Origin of the sequence: Paenarthrobacter sp. TAF1, assembly GCF_052113825.1 — a bacterium.
In the GTDB taxonomy this organism is placed as follows: Bacteria; Actinomycetota; Actinomycetes; order Actinomycetales; family Micrococcaceae; genus Arthrobacter; species Arthrobacter nicotinovorans.
In genome coordinates, this window is sequence record NZ_JBFRDO010000026.1 from 1 (window position 1) to 18,052 (window position 18,052).

The window sequence follows — 18,052 nt, forward strand, 5'->3', positions numbered from 1 at the left end:
CCAGCCAACACCCTCAACGTCCCCATCGCAGGCCTGCTGCCCGGCGACAAAGTCGAAAAACTCGTCACCCTGGCCAACACCGGCAACTCCGACCTGAACAACGTCACCCTCACCACCTCCGCCGGCGCCACCGCTTCCCTCCTCACCACCGATGTGACCAACGGGCTGCAACTGACCATCGAAAACTGCTCCACCCCCTGGACCGGCACCGCCGCCCCCTACACCTGCGCCGGCACCAAAACCACCGTCCTGGCCAACGGCCCCGTGATCGCAGCGAACAAGGTCCTGAACAACCTCACCTCCCTGACCTCAGCCAAGACCGACAACCTCAAAGTCACCACCGCGTTCCCCACCACCGCGGACAACACCTTCCAAGGCGCCACCTCCACCATCGCCTTCGCCTTCACCGGCACCCAACGCACCGAAACCACCAAATAAACCACCCCAAACCCCGCCGGGCCTGATCGGTTTCCTTTCCCCCCAGCCCGATCAGGCCCGGCGAGCCCTGAAACTCCAACGGCCCCGACACGCTTATGCAGATGGCGTATCGGGGCCTCCTACGAGTCCACCAAGCACCTCATCGCGGCCGGACACCGACGGATCGCCTTCGTCTCCACGGTCCGGACCAATGCCCCGTACGTTGCCGGGATGAAGCTGGACTCCTCACAAATTTCAGACCGTCTGGACGGAATACACAGGGCCTTCGACGAAGCGGGCCTCCCGCAGCCCACCGATCTTGTCCGCCTCAACGCCGGCGACGCCGACTCCATCATGCGCGTTACCCGCGAGCTGCTCCACGGCCCGGATCCCGCTACGGCCATCATCGCCTCGGACGGCCTCATCGCGTTGAGCGTGGTGGAAGCGGTGCAGAACCTCGGCCTCTCCATCCCGGAAGATGTCTCGTTCCTGATGTACGACGATTTCGCGTGGACCCGGCTCACCACTCCCCCGCTCACGGTCATCGCGCAACCCGTCTACGACATGGGCATGGCGGCGGCGTCAGCAAGGCAGTCAGCTGAGGCTCAATCAAAAGGTATTGGTGGCAAGCAGGAACAATGCCAACGCAAGGGTGAGGCGTACACGGCCTTGGGGCGTTCGAATGTCAAAGCCCAGGGCAGTCGTAAACTCCGCCGCCCGGTGCTGAACGCTCGAATGGTGCAGATTGAGCTGCCCTGCCACAGCACGGAGGCTGCCTGCCTCCGCTATGGCCTCGAGCAGGGAATACGCCTTGGGCTGAGCCTCGATCAACCGCTTCAAGGCCGTCAGGTCAGGCGGTTCCCGTGTTGTGTCAGTGGCCACCCCTGCCAGGACTACCAAGCCGCCGAGCTCGCCGGCGTCCTGGATCTGATGGCGCGGGCTGGTGAGCCGGAGAGCCAGCAACGCCGTTTCCCACGAGAGGTAAAGCTCGCGGGGAGGTTTGGGAAGGCCGATTCCTGCCGGGGCGTGCTGTTCAACCATTGCACCGGCCGGGCGTATTGCCGCCTTGATGGCCCCGAAGGGGGTGTGCAGCAAAACCGTGGGACCTGATCCCTGGGTAGCTCCGGGCGTTGCATGGACCCGGTACAAGGCGTCGCGGTTCAGATGGAGGAGTTGCGCCGCCTCCATGCGCTTGTCGTCGGAAGCGTCAGCGTCCAAGAGGGTATCCATTGCCCGCCGTGTTGCAGCCACAGGGCTCCTGCGGTCCCAGAAGATCCCAAGAGCGATGGCGAGCCGTTCCAGGATGAGCTCATCATTGGCGTACGCCGGGCCGGGGCGCTGGATCCAGGCCTTCCCGTCGACACCGAACGGCCTGGATGGCCAGTCGCCCTGCTGCCCGGAGATCTTCCCGCCCGAGGCATCCACGCAGACGCTCCTGCCGTCCATGGCATAGCCAACGGGGCACCCGCAGAGCGCCGCCGCTCCGTGGATGAGCATTTCCGCATTGGCCCGGCTGTTGACCAGGGCATCGAAATACGTAATGACTTTGAGGCTTTCCGAAGCCTCAGGGTCGAGCGCCTTGAGGCGCCACACCAGTCCTTGCATTTCCTACCGCCCACCACATCGTCAACCTTCGGGAACTCAATGGTGCTCCAGTCCTGCCGCTGCGGCAACAAACTGCGGCGGCGGGACAGGTCCATCAGGTGCCCAGTATGCGTCGGAGCCACCTGGTCCTGGCTTCCCGGGCCAGGACCGAAAGCGCTGCCTGGGGGAAGAAAATATCGAAACCGTGGAAGCCGCCGGGCCAGACGTGCAGTTCCGCATCCCCTCCGCAGGCCCAGATGGTCGACGCGTAGGCCACGTCCTCATCCCGGAACACTTCGGCGGAGGCAACGTCAATGAAGGCGGGCGGCAGGTTCGAAAGATCGGCTGCGCGGGCAGGCGCCGCATATATGGATACCTGACTGGTTTTGCGGCGGTCACCCAGGAGGGCATCCCAGCCGGTGTCGTTGCTGGTCCGGTCCCAGACGCCGATGCCGTCGAACTGGTGGCTGGACAGGCTCTCGTTGCGGTCGTCCAACATGGGGTAGATCAGCAGCTGCCCTGCCAGGGCGGGGCCGCCACGGTCGCGTGACATCAGTGCCACGCCTGCAGCCAGTCCTCCTCCCGCGCTGGCACCCGCGACGACCAGCCGCTCGGGATCCACACCCAGCTCTTCTGCGTTCGCCGCCATCCACTCCAGGCCCGCATAGCAGTCCTCCACGGGTGCCGGATCAGGGTTTTCGGGGGCCAGGCGATACTCCACCGAGACAGCCACCGCGTCCAGTTGCTCCACCCAGTCAATCAGGGAGTCCGCTCCAAGAAACCGGTCACCCATGACCATGCCGCCACCATGGATGTGATAGATACCGGGCCCTCCAGGGGCGTGGTCAGTTCGCTGGAAAACAGACACTGTGAGGTCGGGAGCACCCAACGGGCCCGGAATGGTCCGCTCAAAGTGCGTTACGGGGCGTCCCGACAAGAGATCTTCGACGGGAGCCACAACGAACGACTCCCGCATTCCTTCAATCATGTCCGGGGTCAGGGTGGGAGCAATCAGGTCGCCCAGCGCCCCGAGGGTAGCCCCTAGTTCGGCATCAAATGGCGGCACTTTCCGTAAAGTTGTCATCTCGACCTCCATCAATTCCGGCCACCTCGTCGTGACCTGATGCAAGCCTAGGCGTCCCTGCGTGCTGCGCTAACCGCCAGCTGTCCGCAAAAGAGCGGGCCCTGACCGCCGCGTGGCGGGCCAGGGCTAGGCCTGGATGTCGCCTTCTTCGGGATCGTCGGCGGAACGGACGTCGCTCCGGATAATGCCCAACTCCTCGAGCCGGGCCGACATGCCTGCACCGTCCGGGGCATAGATCCAAGGAACCCCCGGTGTGGGTTGACCGCCCGTCTTCGACCGACCGCCTGCGAGGACCGCTTCGCCGGCCGAGAGTTGGCGGATGGCAATGGCCCGGACATTCTCCGGGTGGCGCTGGGCGAACTCGGAGTAAATGGCTTCGTCATGTTGTCCGTCGTCACCAACCAGGAGCCATTTGACGTGGGGGAACTCCTCCGCGAGGCGTTCCAGCGAGGTCCGTTTGTGTTCCTGGCCGCTGCGGAACCAGCGATCCGGCGTTGGGCCCCAGTCGGTCAGCAGCTTGGGACCAGCCGGGTACAGATTGCGGGAAAGGAAACGCGACAGCGTCGGGGCAACGTTCCAGGCCCCGGTGGAGAGATACAGTACCGGCGCCGACGGGGCCGTCCTGGTGATCCGTTCATACAGCACCGCCATGCCCGGAGTGGGAGTCCGGGCATGTTCGTTGAGCACGAACGTGTTCCAGGCGGCCAGGAAAGGCCGGGGCAGCGCGGTGACCATGACCGTGTCATCGATGTCCGAGACGACTCCAAAGTACGTGTCGTCCGCAACAATCCGCACGGGAGCCTCCACGACGTGGGACTCCCCCGACTGCAGCGTGATGGTGTGCCAACCAGCTGTCAGGGTCACCGGGATGCGCACGTCAACCACACCGCCGCGGTCTGCGACGACGTCATGGACGGAACCGGCCACAGTCACCTTTATCGCGGCGTTGGCCACAGGAGCACTCGTGAAGTTCCGCCAGCCGCGCATGCTTTCCTGCAAGGGCTTTGCGTGACCTGCAGCGTCGCGCGGATCACTTCGCACCACGCGGGCCAGCACCCGGACCCAAGTCGTCGAGCCGTAGCCCGTATACGGAATCACGGTCTCCACCCGGCCACGCCGAATGGCAAGGCGGGTCTGGAAACCCAGCCACGCGTCGTCGAGCCTCATGGCCAGGTGGCGGCGCCCCTTGCCCGCAGGCTTGGGACCGTCAGTTTCAACGACGTCGGGCTGGGGGCGCGGTTTCACGGGACGGGAAGACATGTGTCCAGTCTTCCACGGCCTGCTCGCTGCGGCACCGCTTCCCTCCAGCCCGCACGCATTACGCAACAATCCGCTACGGCACGCGCTCCGGGCTCGCCAGCACGACGATGTTTTCCCCCCACAGATCAGCCGCGTAGCAAGTGATGAGAATGAGACGCCCCGGCACCCTGTCCCAGATCTCACTGTCCCGCAGGGTGTCCTTGTACTCCGTTGCCACCGAGTCGACCCTGAACTCCAGAAGCCCCTCCGCGGTTGTAACGGTGATGCGGTCACCCGCCTGCGCGAGGGTGCTGATGTTGTTGAAGGGAGACGCCTGTCCCTCCCAGCTATGTCCCACCAGGTACGTGGTGTTGGTTGATCCCGCACCCGGCATGCCGTACGGGTCGAGCCAATACGCATCGTGTGTGTACGGCGGGACGATGGAACCCAGTTCCCGTTCGGCCTCCGTCGGGGCAAGGGGCACGATCGCCTGGTCCATCCCGACCCTCGCGTACGTTATGTGCAAGGGTGGCGAACCGGTCGCCGCTGCGGCTGCCTCGCTGGGCGCTGGCTGCGGCGCGGGTGCAGCAGCAGGTGCCGTCGAGGGTGCCGCAGAAGCGCTGCTCGAAGTGAACGGCTGTATAGCGCTGATTGCCTTGGATGGTTCACCTGCCGCGACCGTTGGCCCGGAATCAGTGGCGGCCTGCGTTGACCACCCCGGAAGCAACGCCGCCAACAGCACTACAGCCAGGGAGCCGATGACCGCCGTTCGCCGTTGTTTCCAACGCCCCGGCGAACGGCGGTGCCTGCCTCGCTGTACAGATCCTCGACGCAAGCTGCTAGTCCTGCTGGTTTTCCCTGCGAATAGCCGTCAGGAAGCGGATGCCCAAGGTCAGAATTCCTGCACCGCCCAGGGCCACCAAGATCGTGCCGAGCACGGCCGTGCGGCTCATGGGCTCCGTGTTGGGAACCCTTGCTGCAGTGTCCACGTTGGTGCCCTGATTCCTACCCGTCCCAGCCAAGGGTGCGGACTGGACCGGAATGGCGCCGTCAGTGGAAGTGGCAGTCGGGGTCGCGGTCGCCGTCTCTGTCACCGTCGCCGTCGGGGTCGCCGTCGCCGTCTCTGTCACCGTCGCCGTCGGCGTCGCAGTCGCAGTCGCCGTCTCCGTCGCGGTCGGCGTCGCAGTCGCCGTCTCTGTCACCGTCTCCGTCGCGGTCGCAGTCGCCGTCGGCGTCGCAGTGGCAGTCGCCGTCTCTGTCACCGTCTCCGTCGCGGTCGGCGTCGCAGTCGCCGTCGCCGTCTCTGTCACTGTCTCCGTCGCGGTCGGCGTCGCCGTCGCTGTTGCAGGTGGCGCGGAGGTGGTGGGGGTCGTGACGCAAGCGGGTGCGGTTACCACGTTGGTGTCCAGGGAAACCTGACCATTACGCGCCAGGAGCCGCCCCTCCACCACTGCGTTGGTCTGGGCTGTAATCGACGTCAGCGCAAGTACGGTGCCTTTGAAGCTTGAGGCAGTGCCCAGGGTTGCCGAGCTGCCGACCTGCCAGAACACGTTGCAGGCTTGGGCGCCGTTGGTGAAGATGATGCTGCTGGCGGACGCAGTAATCAGGGTGGACGCCACCTGGAACACGAACACCGACGCCGGATTACCCTGGCCATCCAGTGTCAGCTGGCCGCTGAGCGCCAGCGACGATGTTGACTTGTAGACACCTTCCGTCAAAGTCTGGCCAACCAGGTCGCCCGATACGCTCGCCGTCAACGCTTGCCCTGCAGCATTGTTGTAGGCGTTGGTCAGATCCGACTGTGCTTGCAAAGCCACCGCGTCGGCCGCGTGGATTGTGCCAGCAGCGGTGCCGGGCGGAAAGCCGGTAATGGCGGTGCCGGGGCTCAAGCCCAGGTCTCCTTGGAGGGTGGTGGGGCCGGTGTTGGTCACCGTGGTGGCGGCAAGGACCGAGTACGACCCCGCAGTACCCAGGTTTACCGGCGTCGCCGCAAATGCAGGTGATTGTTGGAGCATGATGGCACCGGCAAGGAGAAGAACTCCGGAGGCGGCCCCCACTGTTACCGACGTGCGCCGGCGGCTCGATCCCGCTGACTGTATCCCTGGATTTTTTCGCGCGGAGCTATGGTGCATGGCAGTTCCTTCCCCCAGCGGGGCGACCGCCCCAAAGCAACTGCCCAACAGGATGCGGGGGAGCTATACAGCGGACTGTACGCCCGCGATCGCGGTGTGCCTAGGGCCGGCGATGGAGCGATCAGCCGGTGCGGGAGCGCCCCGGCGACCCCTCCATCCGGCCGTTTTGGGTATCGTCCCTGCTCAAACCATCAGGGTGCTGACTATCGGCGTTTAGGGATGGCTTTCCAGCGCGGATTAATTACTCCAAAATATTTATGAAATACGGCGACGTCGGCGGCCGGGACGCGGACAGCCGCCCCTAAACAGCCGTTGTAGGAGCCCGGCCCTCGTCACCGTGCTGCTTGCGCGCTTGCGCAACGCGAAGTCTATCCAGCCGATTCATCAACGGCGCGGTGATAGCCCCGTGGACCACGATGGACAGCGCCACCACCAATCCGACCATTGCCCACAGACTGTGGGCCTCGTCGTCGAAATGTCCGTGGCTGATCGCAAAGGCAATGTAAAAGAGGGAGCCGATCCCTCGAATTCCAAAGTACGAAATGGCCAGGCGTTCGCGGGGTCCGGTCTTTCCACGCATCAGCCCTATCCAGCCGGCCACGGGCCGGACCACCAAGAGGAACGCCAGGGCTACCAGCACTTCAGGCCAACCAATGCCTTCCAAAAGACCACGGGCAATAGCGCCGCCAAGGAGGACCAGGATCACCACGGTCATCAGCCGCTCCAACTGCTCTACATAGCTGTGCAGGACCTGGTGGTAGGCGTGGTTATGCTCGGCGGAACGGATGGTCAGGGCACAGATGAAGACTGCGATGAAGCCGTATCCAGCCACCAGCTCCGTAGCGCCGTAGGCCAGGAACGTGGCCGCCAGGGCAACGAAGCCCTCGGAATGCTCGGACAGGCGGAAACTCTTTCCCTTGGCAGCGAAGAAGATCAGGCTCAACAGCTTGCCCGTGCCGAATCCGATCAGGACCCCCGCGGCAATCCGCCAGAGCAAATCAACACCCACCCACTCCCCTGACCACGCAGCCGGCGCGGCTCCCACCAGGCTGATGAGGATGGCGAGGTACACAAAGGGGAAGGCAAGCCCGTCATTCAAGCCGGCTTCCGAGGTCAAGGCAAAGCGCACCTCGTCCTCGTCCGGATCCTCTTCGCTGTCCGCAGGTTTTCCCACCTGGACCTCGGAGGCCAGCACCGGGTCAGTGGGGGCAATCGCGGCCGCAACAAGAATGGCGGCGGCGAGCCCCAACCCCAACACCCACATTCCCAGGAGCGTCATCACCAGGATGCACAAGGGCATAACGATGCCAAGCAGCCGCCAAGTGGTTGACCACCCGCGCCAACGGAACGGTCGGTCGAGGGCCAGACCTGCGCCCATCAAGGAGATGATGACGCAGATTTCAGTGAGGTGGGTAGCGAACTCCCCGTAGCGGACAGGATCAGGGTCCGGCAGGTCCGGAAGCAGAGTGAACGCCAGGATTCCGCTGCCAAGAAAGACCATCGGCATGGACAGCGGCATGCGTCGCAACAGTTTTGGCAGGACGGCAGCGGCCAACACTGCAAAGCCTGCTGAGAGGAACAAGATGCTGGGGGCTTCAAACACGAATAGTCTTCTTCCTGCCGCGCCGTTCGGCGCGTCCAAGAAGCCTAGCCCCGCCGTGCCCGTCGGGGCTATCCCGCAACGCTGCGCATCAGCCGGTTCCTGCGCCATGGATCCAATGGCATCCGGGAACCAATCTTCCGTTGACGTAACCCAGGTCACGTCGTAGGATTATGAATCGATTCAAGACGAGGTTTATTCTTTGCCAACGACGCCAGAGGAGTACAGCGACGTGACCGTCATGCACCGCAGGGAGATCCCTCCAGTACCCAGCGAAAGCATCGCCCGAAAGGACCCGAAGAAGGCCGCCATGAGCGGCTGGATCGGCAGCGCACTGGAGTACTACGACTTCGCCCTGTACTCGCTGGCAGCAACGCTCCTGTTTCCCACGATCTTCTTCCCCACAGAGAATCCCACGGTGGGAATCATCGCTTCCTTGGCCACCTACGCAGTGGGATATGTTTCGCGACCCCTGGGCGCAGTGGTCCTGGGCGCTTACGGTGACAGGCACGGACGCAAGAAGGTGCTCGTTTTCGCGATGCTGCTCATGGGTTTCGCCACCTTTGCCGTCGGCCTCCTCCCCACCTACGGACAGGTCGGACTCCTGGCCCCCGTCATGCTGGTAATCCTCCGCCTGATCCAGGGCTTCGCCGTCGCCGGCGAACTCGGCGGTGCGAGCGCGATGATCGTGGAACATTCCCCCGACGCCCGGCGGGGATTCTTTGCCAGCTTCAGCCTCCAAGGCACGCAGGTCGGCTCGATTCTGGCCACAGCAGTGCTGATTCCCCTGGCCGCCCTGCTGCCGGATGAAGAGTTCCACTCCTGGGGATGGCGGCTTCCCTTCCTGCTCAGCGCCGTAGTGATCGTGGCAGGTTACGTTATTCGCCGCCGGGTGCAGGAGCCACCGGCCTACCTGGCACAGTCCGAGGCAGCCCCCGCCAAACGCCGGTTCCCATTGGTCGACCTCCTGCGCACCCACCCCTGGGTCCTGGTCCGCTGCATTGCCATGACCTTCACCAACGTCATCGGCATGGCAACCCTGATCTTCGGGGTTTCGTTCGCCACCCAGAAGGGCTACGGGATCGGCTTCTCCAGCAGCGAGTTCCTCTGGGTGACCATGGCCGCCAATGTCACCGCCGTCCTCACCATTCCGGCGTTCGGCGCACTCTCGGACAAGATCGGGCGGCGTGCTTTGATGGTGGCCGGCGGCATGACCGGGGGGCTGCTGACCATGGGCTACCTTTGGGCCATCGAACAGCGGAGCCTGCCCTTGGTGTTCGTCTGCGTTGTGATCGTCCAGGGCATCCTCTTCCAGATGTGGAACGCCACCTTCGCCACGTTCTTCCAGGAGCAGTTCCCCATGCGGATGCGCGTCACGGGATTCGCGGTGTCCCAGAACATCGGACTCATGATTGCCTCGTTCTTCCCGAGCCTGTTCACCGCAATTGCTCCCCCGGGGTCTGCCAACATCCCCATGGTCATCGGGCTGACAACGCTCGGCATCTGCATCATCTCAGCCATTGCCACCCTCCGGTCTTCCGACACCAAGGGCAAGACGCTCGAGGAGCTTGAGGCCCGCTGAGGGCGGCGCCGGGACCGGCAGGTTCCGGGCCAGGAGGCAATCCGGCTAGGAAGCCTGGCCCAATGCAGCGTCGATCAGCACTTCGGCGGCCTGCCGCGCTTGTCCCGCAGCCTCGGGCGAGCCGGCGATGGCCGCCGTCGTTTGCGCCCCCTCGGCGAGGATTGAAAGCTGGGGCGCCAAGTACGCCGGCGCACCGGCCCCGGCGGCGAGGCCTGCAACGTATTCCTGGAACGATTCCTTATGCTTCCGCGCATACTCAGCTACTTCGGGGCTGACAGCACCCAGCTCCGCGAAGCTGTTGATGAAGCCGCAGCCCCGGAACGAATCCTGGCAGAACCATCCGGCGAGGTAGTCAAAGATGGCCAGGAGCTTGCCCCGCGGATCCGGGGCCTTGCGCACCATCGCATCCAGCCCCTCGGTCCAGGACTCGTGCCTGCGCTCCAGAACAGCCATGACAATGCTGCTTTTAGACGGAAATTCCTGGTAAAGCTTTTTCAGTGAGACACCCGCCGCGGTCCGCAGCTCGTCCATACCCACCGACTGGATTCCTTTGGCGTTGTAGAGCCCGTCAGCCGTCGCGACGATGCGGTGCCGGACCTCGGAAATATCCATACCCCAATACTACTTGAAATGAGAACGATCGTTCTATAGTATTTGTTAGCAGAGAGAGAACGATCGTTCTCTACTTCGAGGAAAGGGAACAGAATCATGGGCTTCATCAAAGTCGGAACTGAGAACACCACGGATATCGAGCTCTACTACGAGGACCACGGCTCAGGTCAGCCGGTTGTCCTGATCCACGGCTACCCCCTTAACGGCGCCTCCTGGGAAAAGCAGACCGCCGCCCTCCTGAACGCCGGCTACCGCGTCGTCACCTACGATCGCCGCGGGTTCGGCAAGTCCAGCAAGACCACCACCGGTTATGACTACGACACCTTCGCAGCCGACCTCAACACAGTCCTTGAAACGCTCGACCTGCAGAACGCCGTCCTGGTCGGTTTCTCCATGGGCACCGGCGAAGTTGGACGCTACATCGGCACGTACGGCGAGTCCCGCGTTGCCAAGGCCGTCTTCCTCGCTTCGCTCGAGCCGTTCCTCCTCCAGACCGACGACAACCCAACGGGCGTCCCGTCCTCCGTGTTCGACGGCATCCGCAACGCCGCCATCGAAGACCGCTACGCCTGGTTCACCAACTTCTACAAGGACTTCTACAACACCGACAACTTCCTCGGTAACCGGCTCAGCGAAGAAGCCCTGCGCAACTCCTGGAACGTCGCTGCAGGCTCGTCCTGGTACGCATCGTTCGCCGTGGTGGACACCTGGCTGACCGACTTCCGCTCCGACATCGAAAAGGTCACCGTTCCGTCCCTGATCGTCCACGGAACAGGCGACCGCATCCTGCCCATCGATGCCACAGGCCGCGAATTCACCAAGCGCCTGCCGGCGGCGGAATACGTCGAGATCGAGGACGCACCGCACGGCTTCCTCTGGACGCACGGCGCTGAGATCAACGAAATCCTGCTCAGCTTCCTGGCCAAGTAGACCTCACCGGCCATCCGCTTAAAGCACGACGGCGGCGGGTCACCTTCGGTTCCATGGGAGCCGAGGGTGGCGCGCCGCCGTCGTCGTGTCTGGTACCTCGAAGCTAGTGTCTGGTACCTCGAAGCTAGTACTTGGAGAAGAACGTGGAGTATTGCAGGTAGATTTTGAGCCCCCCTGCGTCACTGGAGACTCCGGTACAAATCTTCCGCATGGTCCAGAGGTTCATCGGTTCGCAGCGTTCCTGCGTCAGCCCCATCTCCGCTGCAATCGACTGCGATGTCTGAGGTGGCTTGACGTTTACGGTCATTACCCGGGAACAGCCTCCCGAACCACAGTGTGTGCTGATCGCCCCGGCTTCGCTGGGCGACGGAACGGTAAGGAACGACGAGTCGGCGGGCACCGCACCTTCGTCGATGGCAGTCCAGAAAATGGAGCCGATCCACGCCATCAACAGGATTCCTGCCGCCACTACGGAAAAGCAGCCGCTGCGCTGACGAGTCACCATGAATTCCCCCAAATCGAAATTCCCAGACTACATGGCGCGCGTCCCGCCTCAGGGTTCCGGAACTTACTTCCTTACGACGGCAACTCCGTGAGTGATCCGTCATGGTCCAGATTCAGCACAAGGTCCAGATCCAGACGGTCCAGGAAGTCGTCGTCGTGGCTTACCAGGATCACGGCGCCGCGATAGGCGTTCAACGCTTCCACGAGCTGGTCCACGCTCTGGATGTCCAGGTTGTTGGTGGGCTCATCGAGAATCAGTACCTGTGGCGGCGGATCGGCAAAGAGGAGCCGGGCCAGCGAAACCCTGAACCGCTCGCCACCGGACAACGTATGAACGGGCCGGTAGACGCTGTCGCCCCTTAGCAGGAACCGCGCCAACTGGTTCCGGATTTCACCTTCGGGAACGCTTGGTGCCGAAGCCTGGACATTTTCCAGCGTGGTCGCGGCATCGTCCAAGCCATCGAGGCGCTGCCGCAGATAGCCGGCACGCCCGGTGAGAAGTCGACCACCCGCGGTGCCGGATTCGACGACGTCACTCACCTCGTCGTTGTCGGGCAAGGACTCACCGGCGACCACGCGTTCAAGCAAAGTGGTCTTTCCCACTCCGTTCGCACCAATGATGGCCACCCGTTCCGGGCCTTCTACGAAGAAGGCACGATTGGTCCCGCGCAACTCGGCTATCCGGCGTCCACGGGGAACGTCCGGATCCGGAAGATTCAGGCTGATCCGCTCCTCTTCCCTGATTCTGGACGAGGCCTCATCCAGTGCGGTCCGGGCGGCGTTAACCTTGTCGTCCGACCCCGAGCGCAGCTTCCCCGCAGACACCTGCGCGTCGGAGGCCCGCTGGTTCATGAGAATCTTGGAGCCCTTCTTGTTGTCGTAGCTGCTTTGGCCGGTCCGGGCACGCTTGGCCAGCTTCGTTTCAGCATCCTGGCGTTGGCGCTTCTCGATCTTCACAGCCTGCTTTGCAGCTTGGGCAGCCTGCACAGCTGCTGCTTGCTGCTCATCCATGTGGGACCGCCAGGCGCTGTATGGACCTCCGAAGACCGTGAGTTCCCCGGCATGAAGCTCCGCGGTGTTATCCATCAACTCCAGCAAGCTGAGGTCGTGGCTGACCACCACCAGCGTTCCTGGCCAGGAAGTGATGAGGCCGGAGAGCCTGGCGCGGGCATCCCTGTCCAGGTTGTTCGTTGGCTCGTCCAGCAGCGTAATTGCCGTCCGTTGGAGCCGAAGTCCGGTGATCGCGACCAGCATGGCTTCGCCGCCCGAAATCTCGCCGACGTTCCGGTCAAGGTCCGATCCTGAAAAGCCGATATGACGCAGGGACTCGTCTGCACGGGTTTCAATGTCCCAGTCATCGCCCACTATCTCGAAATTCTCCACCGCGGCGTCGCCGGATTCGATGGCGCGCAAGGCCCGCAGCTTAGGGCCGATACCGAGCAAGTCGGCTACGGTTGAGTCGGTTTTGAGGGTAAGTGTCTGCGGAAGGTAGCCGACCTCGCCGTTGGTGCTGATCCGGCCACTCGTTGGAGTCAACACGCCGGCAATGAGGCGCAGCAACGTCGATTTTCCCGCACCGTTGGATCCCACCAGGCCCGTGCGGCCCACTCCGAAGGTCCCGGAAATCCCGGTGAGGGCAGTGGTGCCGTCCGGCCATTGAAGGCGGACGTCAGTCAGGGTGATGGACGGATTTTTTGTAAAAGGCATGATGTTTTCAGGACTCCAGTGATTTCAGCGAATGCGCTGCAACCACCGGCCCGAAAGGACATCAGGTGCGTGTCAGCGCTTGGTTTGCGTCGCGAAACCTTGAATGTCCGTCAAAACATCGGCCTAACACTGGGGAATAGAGGATTTCAGTCTCACAAAGATGGCCTTCCAAGGCAAATTCCCCCATGCTGAAGAAACACCGGACTGAAGGAACACCTGCTGAAGAAGCACCATGCTTCACGCAAAACGGCGGGCCGACGCCAGGTTCCGAAACGAAACCCAACGTGACCCGCCGCCGTCGTTCGCGTTATGCCCTTAGGCTCCGACCGTGACCACGATCTTGCCGCGCGTGTGGCCTTCCATGTTGAGGCGGAACGCCTCCGCCGCCTCAGCAAGGGGGAAAGTCTCCGCTACCTCAACCTGGAGTTTGTTACCGTCCACCAGATCGGCAAGTTCCTGCAGATCAGCACCCACGGGATTCACCCACATCCAGGTGCCGCCGTGCTCCTCGACATCACTGTCCGCGATGGAGGCGTGGCGACCGTTTTCCTTCAGGACCTCCAGGGTGGTCGAAAGGTTGCCGCCCACGAAGTCCGCAACCACTTCCACGCCTTCGGGGCGCAGGGCACGCACCCTCTCCGCCAGCCCTTCGCCGTAGGCCACGGGTTCGGCCCCCAGGGACCGGAGGAAGTCATGGTTCTTCTCCGAGGCAGTGGCGATCACCTTCGCACCAAGGGCCTTCGCGATCTGGATGCCGAGCGAACCCACGCCGCCCGAACCGCCATGGATCAATACAGTCTCGCCCGCAGCCAGTTCCAACCGCTTCAGCACCTGAAATGCAGTCAACCCGGCCAGCGGCAAGCCAGCGGATTCGTTCCAGTCCAAGGACTCCGGCTTGCGGGCCAGGAGCCGCTCCGGCAAGGCAATGTATTCAGCAAAGCTGCCACCGTGGACGTAATCCTTGCGGCCGTAGGCGATGACCTCATCGCCGGGCTTGAAGTGCGGAGCGTCAATACCTGTCGACTCCACTACGCCGGCGACGTCCCACCCGGGAATGGCCGGGAACTGCAGGTCCATGAGGGGGTCCAAGTAGCCGGCCATGATCTTCCAGTCCACCGGATTCACTGAGGCCGCCTTGACTTTGACCAGGACCATGCCCGGCCCTACTTTGGGCATTGGCTGGTCAGTGAGTTCCAGGACGTCCGGGTTTCCGTACTTGTTATAGGTAATTGCCTTCATGTGAGCGTCAACTTCCACTTGAGGCCGGCTATTCCTTAGCTGGCCGGCTCAGTCGAAGAACCCCACGATGTACCCGATGAAGTACAGCATCGACAACAGGACAAAGACGCCTATGATCGAGAGCCACAGGACCTGGGTGCCCTTCCTCGGGCCACCCTCATCGTGGCCTTGGGGGCCGGCCGTCGACGACTCGCCGGGCGGGGTTTCGCCCGGCGGCACTCCACCACCGGGTTCCAAGCCTGTGATCTTGTCCTCGTACGGGTCGGGATTAGGACCTGACACGCTCACTCCCCTGGTTGCAGTGGTGTCGCTTTGACCCAGCGTATCGAACCAGCCCGGCCAGAACCACAGCAACCTTATAAATCAGCGGGAGCCCGGGTCAGCGCGTCCACACAGTGTCGCGCGTCCCGGTGCGAAGGCGGTACAGAGACGTGGTGGCCGTGATGTAGAGGTCGTGACCGTCGGGACCACCAAAACACAGGTTGGAAACCCTTTCAGGAAGTTCGACGGCGGCCAGCAGGCTGCCGTCCGGCGCGTAAACACGGACAGACGCCCCCGCCGATGTCCATATCCGGCCCTCGACGTCAACGCGGAAACCGTCAGAAGCCCGGTCCTCCTCCAGCTCTACGAACGTGGTTCCGGCCCCACACGCCCCCTCTTCCACGGGGTAGGCTGCGATGCGGAACGGGACGCCATGCGCGGCCCCCGCCGTGTCCGAAACATACAGCAGTGACTCGTCCGGCGAGAAAGCCAGGCCGTTGGGATGGACCAGGTCCGTGACCACCGGCTTTAGTTCCTCCGTCGCGGGGTCGAAGCGGAACACGTAGCAGCCACCGTACTCCTGTTCGCCTTCATGACCTTCAACCGTGCCCGGCAGTATTCCATAGGGCGGATCAGTGAACCAGACCGTTCCATCTGCGGCGACCACGACGTCGTTGGGCGAATTGAGCCGGTACTCACCGAACGAGTCGACGATCGGCGTCACATCGCCGTCGTCGTCCCGCTCCACGCGCCTTCGGCCGTGGCTGCATTGCACTACGTCCCCGTCGTGGTCGAGCGTCCGGCCGTTGGTGTATTCGACGGCGGTGGCGTACTCGCGCGTGGCGCCCGTGGCGGGGTTGAACTCCAGGATGCGGTTGTTGGGGATGTCGCTCCAACGAACCGTCTGAGATTCCGGAATCCAGACCGGCCCTTCGGCCCACACAGTGCCTTCAAAGAGCTTTTCCAGAGTGCCGGTGATCAGTTCATCCATACGTTCGAGATTAGTCCTCCGCAGGTGTCACAGCGGCCTTTTCTTCTTTCGGGGTGTTGCTGTCCGCCCGCTGCGCAGCGGGCATGGCGATCACGGCCACGACAGTGAGGACGGCGCTGACAAGCACCGCCACGAACACCGCCGCAGACGCATTGATGGTGGTTTGCGGATCAGCGCCACCACTTGGGCCGCCGGCGTAGATGGCGTTGGCGATCGCACCAAAGACGGCGACTCCCAGGGCGCTGCCGATGGAACGGGCAAAGAGGTTGGTTCCGGTGACCACTCCGCGTTCGTTCCATTCAACACTCGACTGGGCGGCGATGAGGCTGGGGGTCGCAACCAGGCCAAGCCCCAAGCCCACGATGAAGCACGCCAATGCCACCAATACGACGTTGGGCGAGGACGCGGTGAGCGCCAGCACTGCTGCACCCGCCACCGAAATGGAGATGCCGATCAAGGCCGTCCGCTTGAACCCGATCCGCAGATAGAACCGGCCGGCCTGTGATGCACTGATCGGCCAGCCCAAAGTCAAGGCAGCCAATGCAAGGCCGGCCAGAATGGGAGACGTCTTCAGGGCACCTTCAAGGAAGGTCGGGACATAGGAAGTGAGGCCCAGCATGACTGCGCCCACGCCGAAGGAAATGAAGGCCGTGGTGGCGAGCAACCGTCGCGACAGAACCCACGACGGGAGGATCGGCTCCGCCGCCCGCCGCTCAGCCAGGACAAAAGCGCCCAGCAGCAAGGTACCCACCGCGAAGACCGTGATGCTGACGGGTGAGTTCCAGGCCCATGCCTGGCCACCCTCGAGCGCCCCGAGAATCAGCAGGCTCAAGGAAACGGTCAGCAGGGTGGCACCCAGGTAGTCGATCCGGTGCTTGGCACGCTCAATGTCCTCGTGGAAGGTGCGCACCAGCATCCAACCCGCCAGGAAGCACAACGGGATGTTGATCAGGAAGATCCAGCGCCAGATCCCCAATGACGCAAAGACGCCACCGAGTGTTGGCCCCACCACGGAAGAGATGGCCCACACGCTGGCCAGATATCCCTGCACCTTGGCGCGCTCGGCAAGGGTGTAAATGTCCCCCGCGATGGTGATTGACACTGGTTGCACCGCGCCTGCCCCGAGGCCTTGAAGCACCCGGAAGGCAATCAGGGCCGGCATGCTCCATGCCACCCCGCACAGTATGGATCCCAGCAGGAACAGGCCAATGCCGCTGAGGATGATCGGTTTCCGGCCCACGACGTCGGAAAGCTTGGCGTAGATAGGCACGGAAACAGCCTGTGCCAACAAGTAAGCCGAGAAGAGCCAGGGGAAGGAACTGAAACCGCCGATGTCTTCCACAATGGACGGCACGGCCGTGGCGACGATCGTTGAATCGATGGCCACCAAGCCCGTGGAAAGCATCAAGGCAATGAGGATGGGTCCACGTCGGGAACGGAATCCGACTCCGTCAGCAATCTCTGTAGTCATGTATCTCGTCCCCGTCGTCGTCTCGTTGCGTTCGTTGCCGGGGCATGCCCCAAAGGAGGTAACGGCGTGGGTAACGGAATTAGTCCCGGGCGCTGATCCTCTAGAGATCCGACAGCAGCGTGCGGGCGGACTCCAAGTAGGCAGCTTCCGCTTCGTCTCCTCCGAGCGCCGCCTGGATGGCGAAACCTTGGATCAGCCCCAAAATTGCGGGGGCGAGTCTGCGGGCCCGTTCAGCTGCCTCTTCGTCAGGCCTGGATCCGCGCAGCCAACCTTTCAAGTAGTTCTCGATGTGCCCCCGGATTTCACTAAGGATCTCCCTCGCCACGACGCCCAATTTGTCGTTTCGAACGGCCTCTCCCCAAACCTGCACCGCAACCCCGGGGAAGAAGTCAAGCTGCGCCAGTCCGGACATGAGAGCCAACACGGCCTCGACGGGGGGTGGGACGTCGTCCTGGCTGCTGAGTCGTTCGAGCGCCGCCATGCGCTCTTCAAAGACCAGTCGGCCGGTATCAACAATGAGTTCTTCTTTGCTGCGGTAGTACACATAGACCGCGCCCGCGGACAGGCCCGCCTCGGCGATGATATCCCCCATCGAAACGCTGGAAAAGCCCTTCTCCGCAACGCACGCCAGAGCGGCCCGCTGGATGCGTTCACGCATGGCTCCGCGGTGTTCCTCGGTAACTTTCGGCATTCACCCAC

The 18,052-nt window shown here is 63.1% G+C and carries 17 protein-coding genes and 1 pseudogene; 4 read left to right on the top strand and 14 right to left on the bottom strand.

Annotation, left to right across the window (positions count from 1 at the left end):
• Together AB4Y81_RS20035 and AB4Y81_RS20040 are read left to right on the top strand one after the other, a co-directional pair.
• On the top strand, positions 1 to 438 hold a 438-nt coding region (locus AB4Y81_RS20035; RefSeq protein WP_441996696.1), incomplete at its 5' end, for a TasA family protein.
• Between the two features lie 117 nt (positions 439 to 555).
• Positions 556 to 1,005: pseudogene (locus AB4Y81_RS20040) on the top strand (substrate-binding domain-containing protein); the annotation flags it as partial.
• Between the two features lie 21 nt (positions 1,006 to 1,026).
• Here the strand turns inward: AB4Y81_RS20040 and AB4Y81_RS20045 are convergent.
• From AB4Y81_RS20045 to AB4Y81_RS20070, 6 genes are all read right to left on the bottom strand, one after another.
• Positions 1,027 to 2,022: a helix-turn-helix domain-containing protein gene (locus tag AB4Y81_RS20045; protein ID WP_110505419.1), complete on the bottom strand. Its 996-nt coding sequence runs from the start codon at positions 2,020 to 2,022 to the stop codon at positions 1,027 to 1,029.
• A gap of 94 nt (positions 2,023 to 2,116) precedes the next feature.
• Complete coding sequence (locus AB4Y81_RS20050; RefSeq protein WP_179128469.1) at positions 2,117 to 3,085, bottom strand: alpha/beta hydrolase; 969 nt, start codon at positions 3,083 to 3,085, stop codon at positions 2,117 to 2,119.
• 126 nt (positions 3,086 to 3,211) lie between these two features.
• A complete protein-coding gene (locus AB4Y81_RS20055; protein WP_441996698.1) occupies positions 3,212 to 4,345 on the bottom strand; it encodes an App1 family protein in 1,134 nt (377 codons plus the stop codon).
• A gap of 73 nt (positions 4,346 to 4,418) precedes the next feature.
• Positions 4,419 to 4,823 carry a class F sortase gene (locus AB4Y81_RS20060; RefSeq protein ID WP_441996700.1) on the bottom strand — a complete coding sequence of 135 codons (405 nt, stop codon included), beginning with the start codon at positions 4,821 to 4,823 and terminating at the stop codon, positions 4,419 to 4,421.
• Positions 4,824 to 5,163: 340 nt separating this feature from the next.
• Positions 5,164 to 6,339 (bottom strand): ice-binding family protein, encoded by a 1,176-nt coding sequence (locus AB4Y81_RS20065; protein WP_441996702.1) that lies wholly within the window; start codon positions 6,337 to 6,339, stop codon positions 5,164 to 5,166.
• Between the two features lie 418 nt (positions 6,340 to 6,757).
• A complete protein-coding gene (locus AB4Y81_RS20070; protein ID WP_441996704.1) occupies positions 6,758 to 8,059 on the bottom strand; it encodes a cation:proton antiporter in 1,302 nt (433 codons plus the stop codon).
• A 229-nt stretch (positions 8,060 to 8,288) separates the two neighbouring features.
• Here AB4Y81_RS20070 and AB4Y81_RS20075 point away from each other — a divergent pair, with 229 nt between their 5' ends.
• Positions 8,289 to 9,638: an MFS transporter gene (locus AB4Y81_RS20075; protein ID WP_039239526.1), complete on the top strand. Its 1,350-nt coding sequence runs from the start codon at positions 8,289 to 8,291 to the stop codon at positions 9,636 to 9,638.
• Positions 9,639 to 9,683: 45 nt separating this feature from the next.
• Here AB4Y81_RS20075 and AB4Y81_RS20080 read toward each other — a convergent pair whose 3' ends face one another.
• Positions 9,684 to 10,250: a TetR/AcrR family transcriptional regulator gene (locus AB4Y81_RS20080; protein ID WP_039239524.1), complete on the bottom strand. Its 567-nt coding sequence runs from the start codon at positions 10,248 to 10,250 to the stop codon at positions 9,684 to 9,686.
• 96 nt (positions 10,251 to 10,346) lie between these two features.
• Here AB4Y81_RS20080 and AB4Y81_RS20085 point away from each other — a divergent pair, with 96 nt between their 5' ends.
• The gene (locus AB4Y81_RS20085) at positions 10,347 to 11,180 is read left to right on the top strand and encodes an alpha/beta fold hydrolase (protein WP_441996706.1); all 834 of its coding nucleotides are present in this window, start codon (positions 10,347 to 10,349) and stop codon (positions 11,178 to 11,180) included.
• A gap of 124 nt (positions 11,181 to 11,304) precedes the next feature.
• Here AB4Y81_RS20085 and AB4Y81_RS20090 read toward each other — a convergent pair whose 3' ends face one another.
• The 7 genes from AB4Y81_RS20090 to AB4Y81_RS20120 form a co-directional block, all read right to left on the bottom strand.
• Entirely contained in the window at positions 11,305 to 11,685 is a 381-nt protein-coding gene (locus tag AB4Y81_RS20090) for a hypothetical protein (protein WP_035734409.1), read from the bottom strand.
• Positions 11,686 to 11,756: 71 nt separating this feature from the next.
• Entirely contained in the window at positions 11,757 to 13,391 is a 1,635-nt protein-coding gene (locus tag AB4Y81_RS20095; RefSeq protein WP_079582673.1) for an ABC-F family ATP-binding cassette domain-containing protein, read from the bottom strand.
• A gap of 315 nt (positions 13,392 to 13,706) precedes the next feature.
• On the bottom strand, positions 13,707 to 14,630 hold the full coding sequence (locus AB4Y81_RS20100) for an NADP-dependent oxidoreductase (protein WP_441996718.1): 924 nt from the start codon (positions 14,628 to 14,630) through the stop codon (positions 13,707 to 13,709).
• A 48-nt stretch (positions 14,631 to 14,678) separates the two neighbouring features.
• The gene (locus AB4Y81_RS20105) at positions 14,679 to 14,912 is read right to left on the bottom strand and encodes a DUF6480 family protein (RefSeq protein ID WP_026267494.1); all 234 of its coding nucleotides are present in this window, start codon (positions 14,910 to 14,912) and stop codon (positions 14,679 to 14,681) included.
• A gap of 97 nt (positions 14,913 to 15,009) precedes the next feature.
• Positions 15,010 to 15,882: an SMP-30/gluconolactonase/LRE family protein gene (locus AB4Y81_RS20110; protein WP_064723851.1), complete on the bottom strand. Its 873-nt coding sequence runs from the start codon at positions 15,880 to 15,882 to the stop codon at positions 15,010 to 15,012.
• A 10-nt stretch (positions 15,883 to 15,892) separates the two neighbouring features.
• The gene (locus AB4Y81_RS20115; RefSeq protein ID WP_018780074.1) at positions 15,893 to 17,353 is read right to left on the bottom strand and encodes an MFS transporter; all 1,461 of its coding nucleotides are present in this window, start codon (positions 17,351 to 17,353) and stop codon (positions 15,893 to 15,895) included.
• A 100-nt stretch (positions 17,354 to 17,453) separates the two neighbouring features.
• Complete coding sequence (locus AB4Y81_RS20120) at positions 17,454 to 18,044, bottom strand: TetR/AcrR family transcriptional regulator (RefSeq protein WP_039239543.1); 591 nt, start codon at positions 18,042 to 18,044, stop codon at positions 17,454 to 17,456.
• Positions 18,045 to 18,052: the final 8 nt, after the last annotated feature.

Excerpts from the sequence above, each read along its gene's own strand:
- AB4Y81_RS20045 (WP_110505419.1), bottom strand. The coding sequence starts at position 2,022 with ATGCAAGGACTGGTGTGGCGCCTCAAGGCGCTCGACCCTGAGGCTTCG.
- AB4Y81_RS20050 (WP_179128469.1), bottom strand. The coding sequence starts at position 3,085 with ATGACAACTTTACGGAAAGTGCCGCCATTTGATGCCGAACTAGGGGCT.
- AB4Y81_RS20090 (WP_035734409.1), bottom strand. The coding sequence starts at position 11,685 with ATGGTGACTCGTCAGCGCAGCGGCTGCTTTTCCGTAGTGGCGGCAGGA.
- AB4Y81_RS20095 (WP_079582673.1), bottom strand. The coding sequence starts at position 13,391 with ATGCCTTTTACAAAAAATCCGTCCATCACCCTGACTGACGTCCGCCTT.
- AB4Y81_RS20060 (WP_441996700.1), bottom strand. The coding sequence starts at position 4,823 with ATGGACCAGGCGATCGTGCCCCTTGCCCCGACGGAGGCCGAACGGGAA.
- AB4Y81_RS20080 (WP_039239524.1), bottom strand. The coding sequence starts at position 10,250 with ATGGATATTTCCGAGGTCCGGCACCGCATCGTCGCGACGGCTGACGGG.
- AB4Y81_RS20110 (WP_064723851.1), bottom strand. The coding sequence starts at position 15,882 with ATGGATGAACTGATCACCGGCACTCTGGAAAAGCTCTTTGAAGGCACT.
- AB4Y81_RS20115 (WP_018780074.1), bottom strand. The coding sequence starts at position 17,353 with ATGACTACAGAGATTGCTGACGGAGTCGGATTCCGTTCCCGACGTGGA.
- AB4Y81_RS20120 (WP_039239543.1), bottom strand. The coding sequence starts at position 18,044 with ATGCCGAAAGTTACCGAGGAACACCGCGGAGCCATGCGTGAACGCATC.
- AB4Y81_RS20065 (WP_441996702.1), bottom strand. The coding sequence starts at position 6,339 with ATGCTCCAACAATCACCTGCATTTGCGGCGACGCCGGTAAACCTGGGT.
- AB4Y81_RS20055 (WP_441996698.1), bottom strand. The coding sequence starts at position 4,345 with ATGTCTTCCCGTCCCGTGAAACCGCGCCCCCAGCCCGACGTCGTTGAA.
- AB4Y81_RS20085 (WP_441996706.1), top strand. The coding sequence starts at position 10,347 with ATGGGCTTCATCAAAGTCGGAACTGAGAACACCACGGATATCGAGCTC.
- AB4Y81_RS20100 (WP_441996718.1), bottom strand. The coding sequence starts at position 14,630 with ATGAAGGCAATTACCTATAACAAGTACGGAAACCCGGACGTCCTGGAA.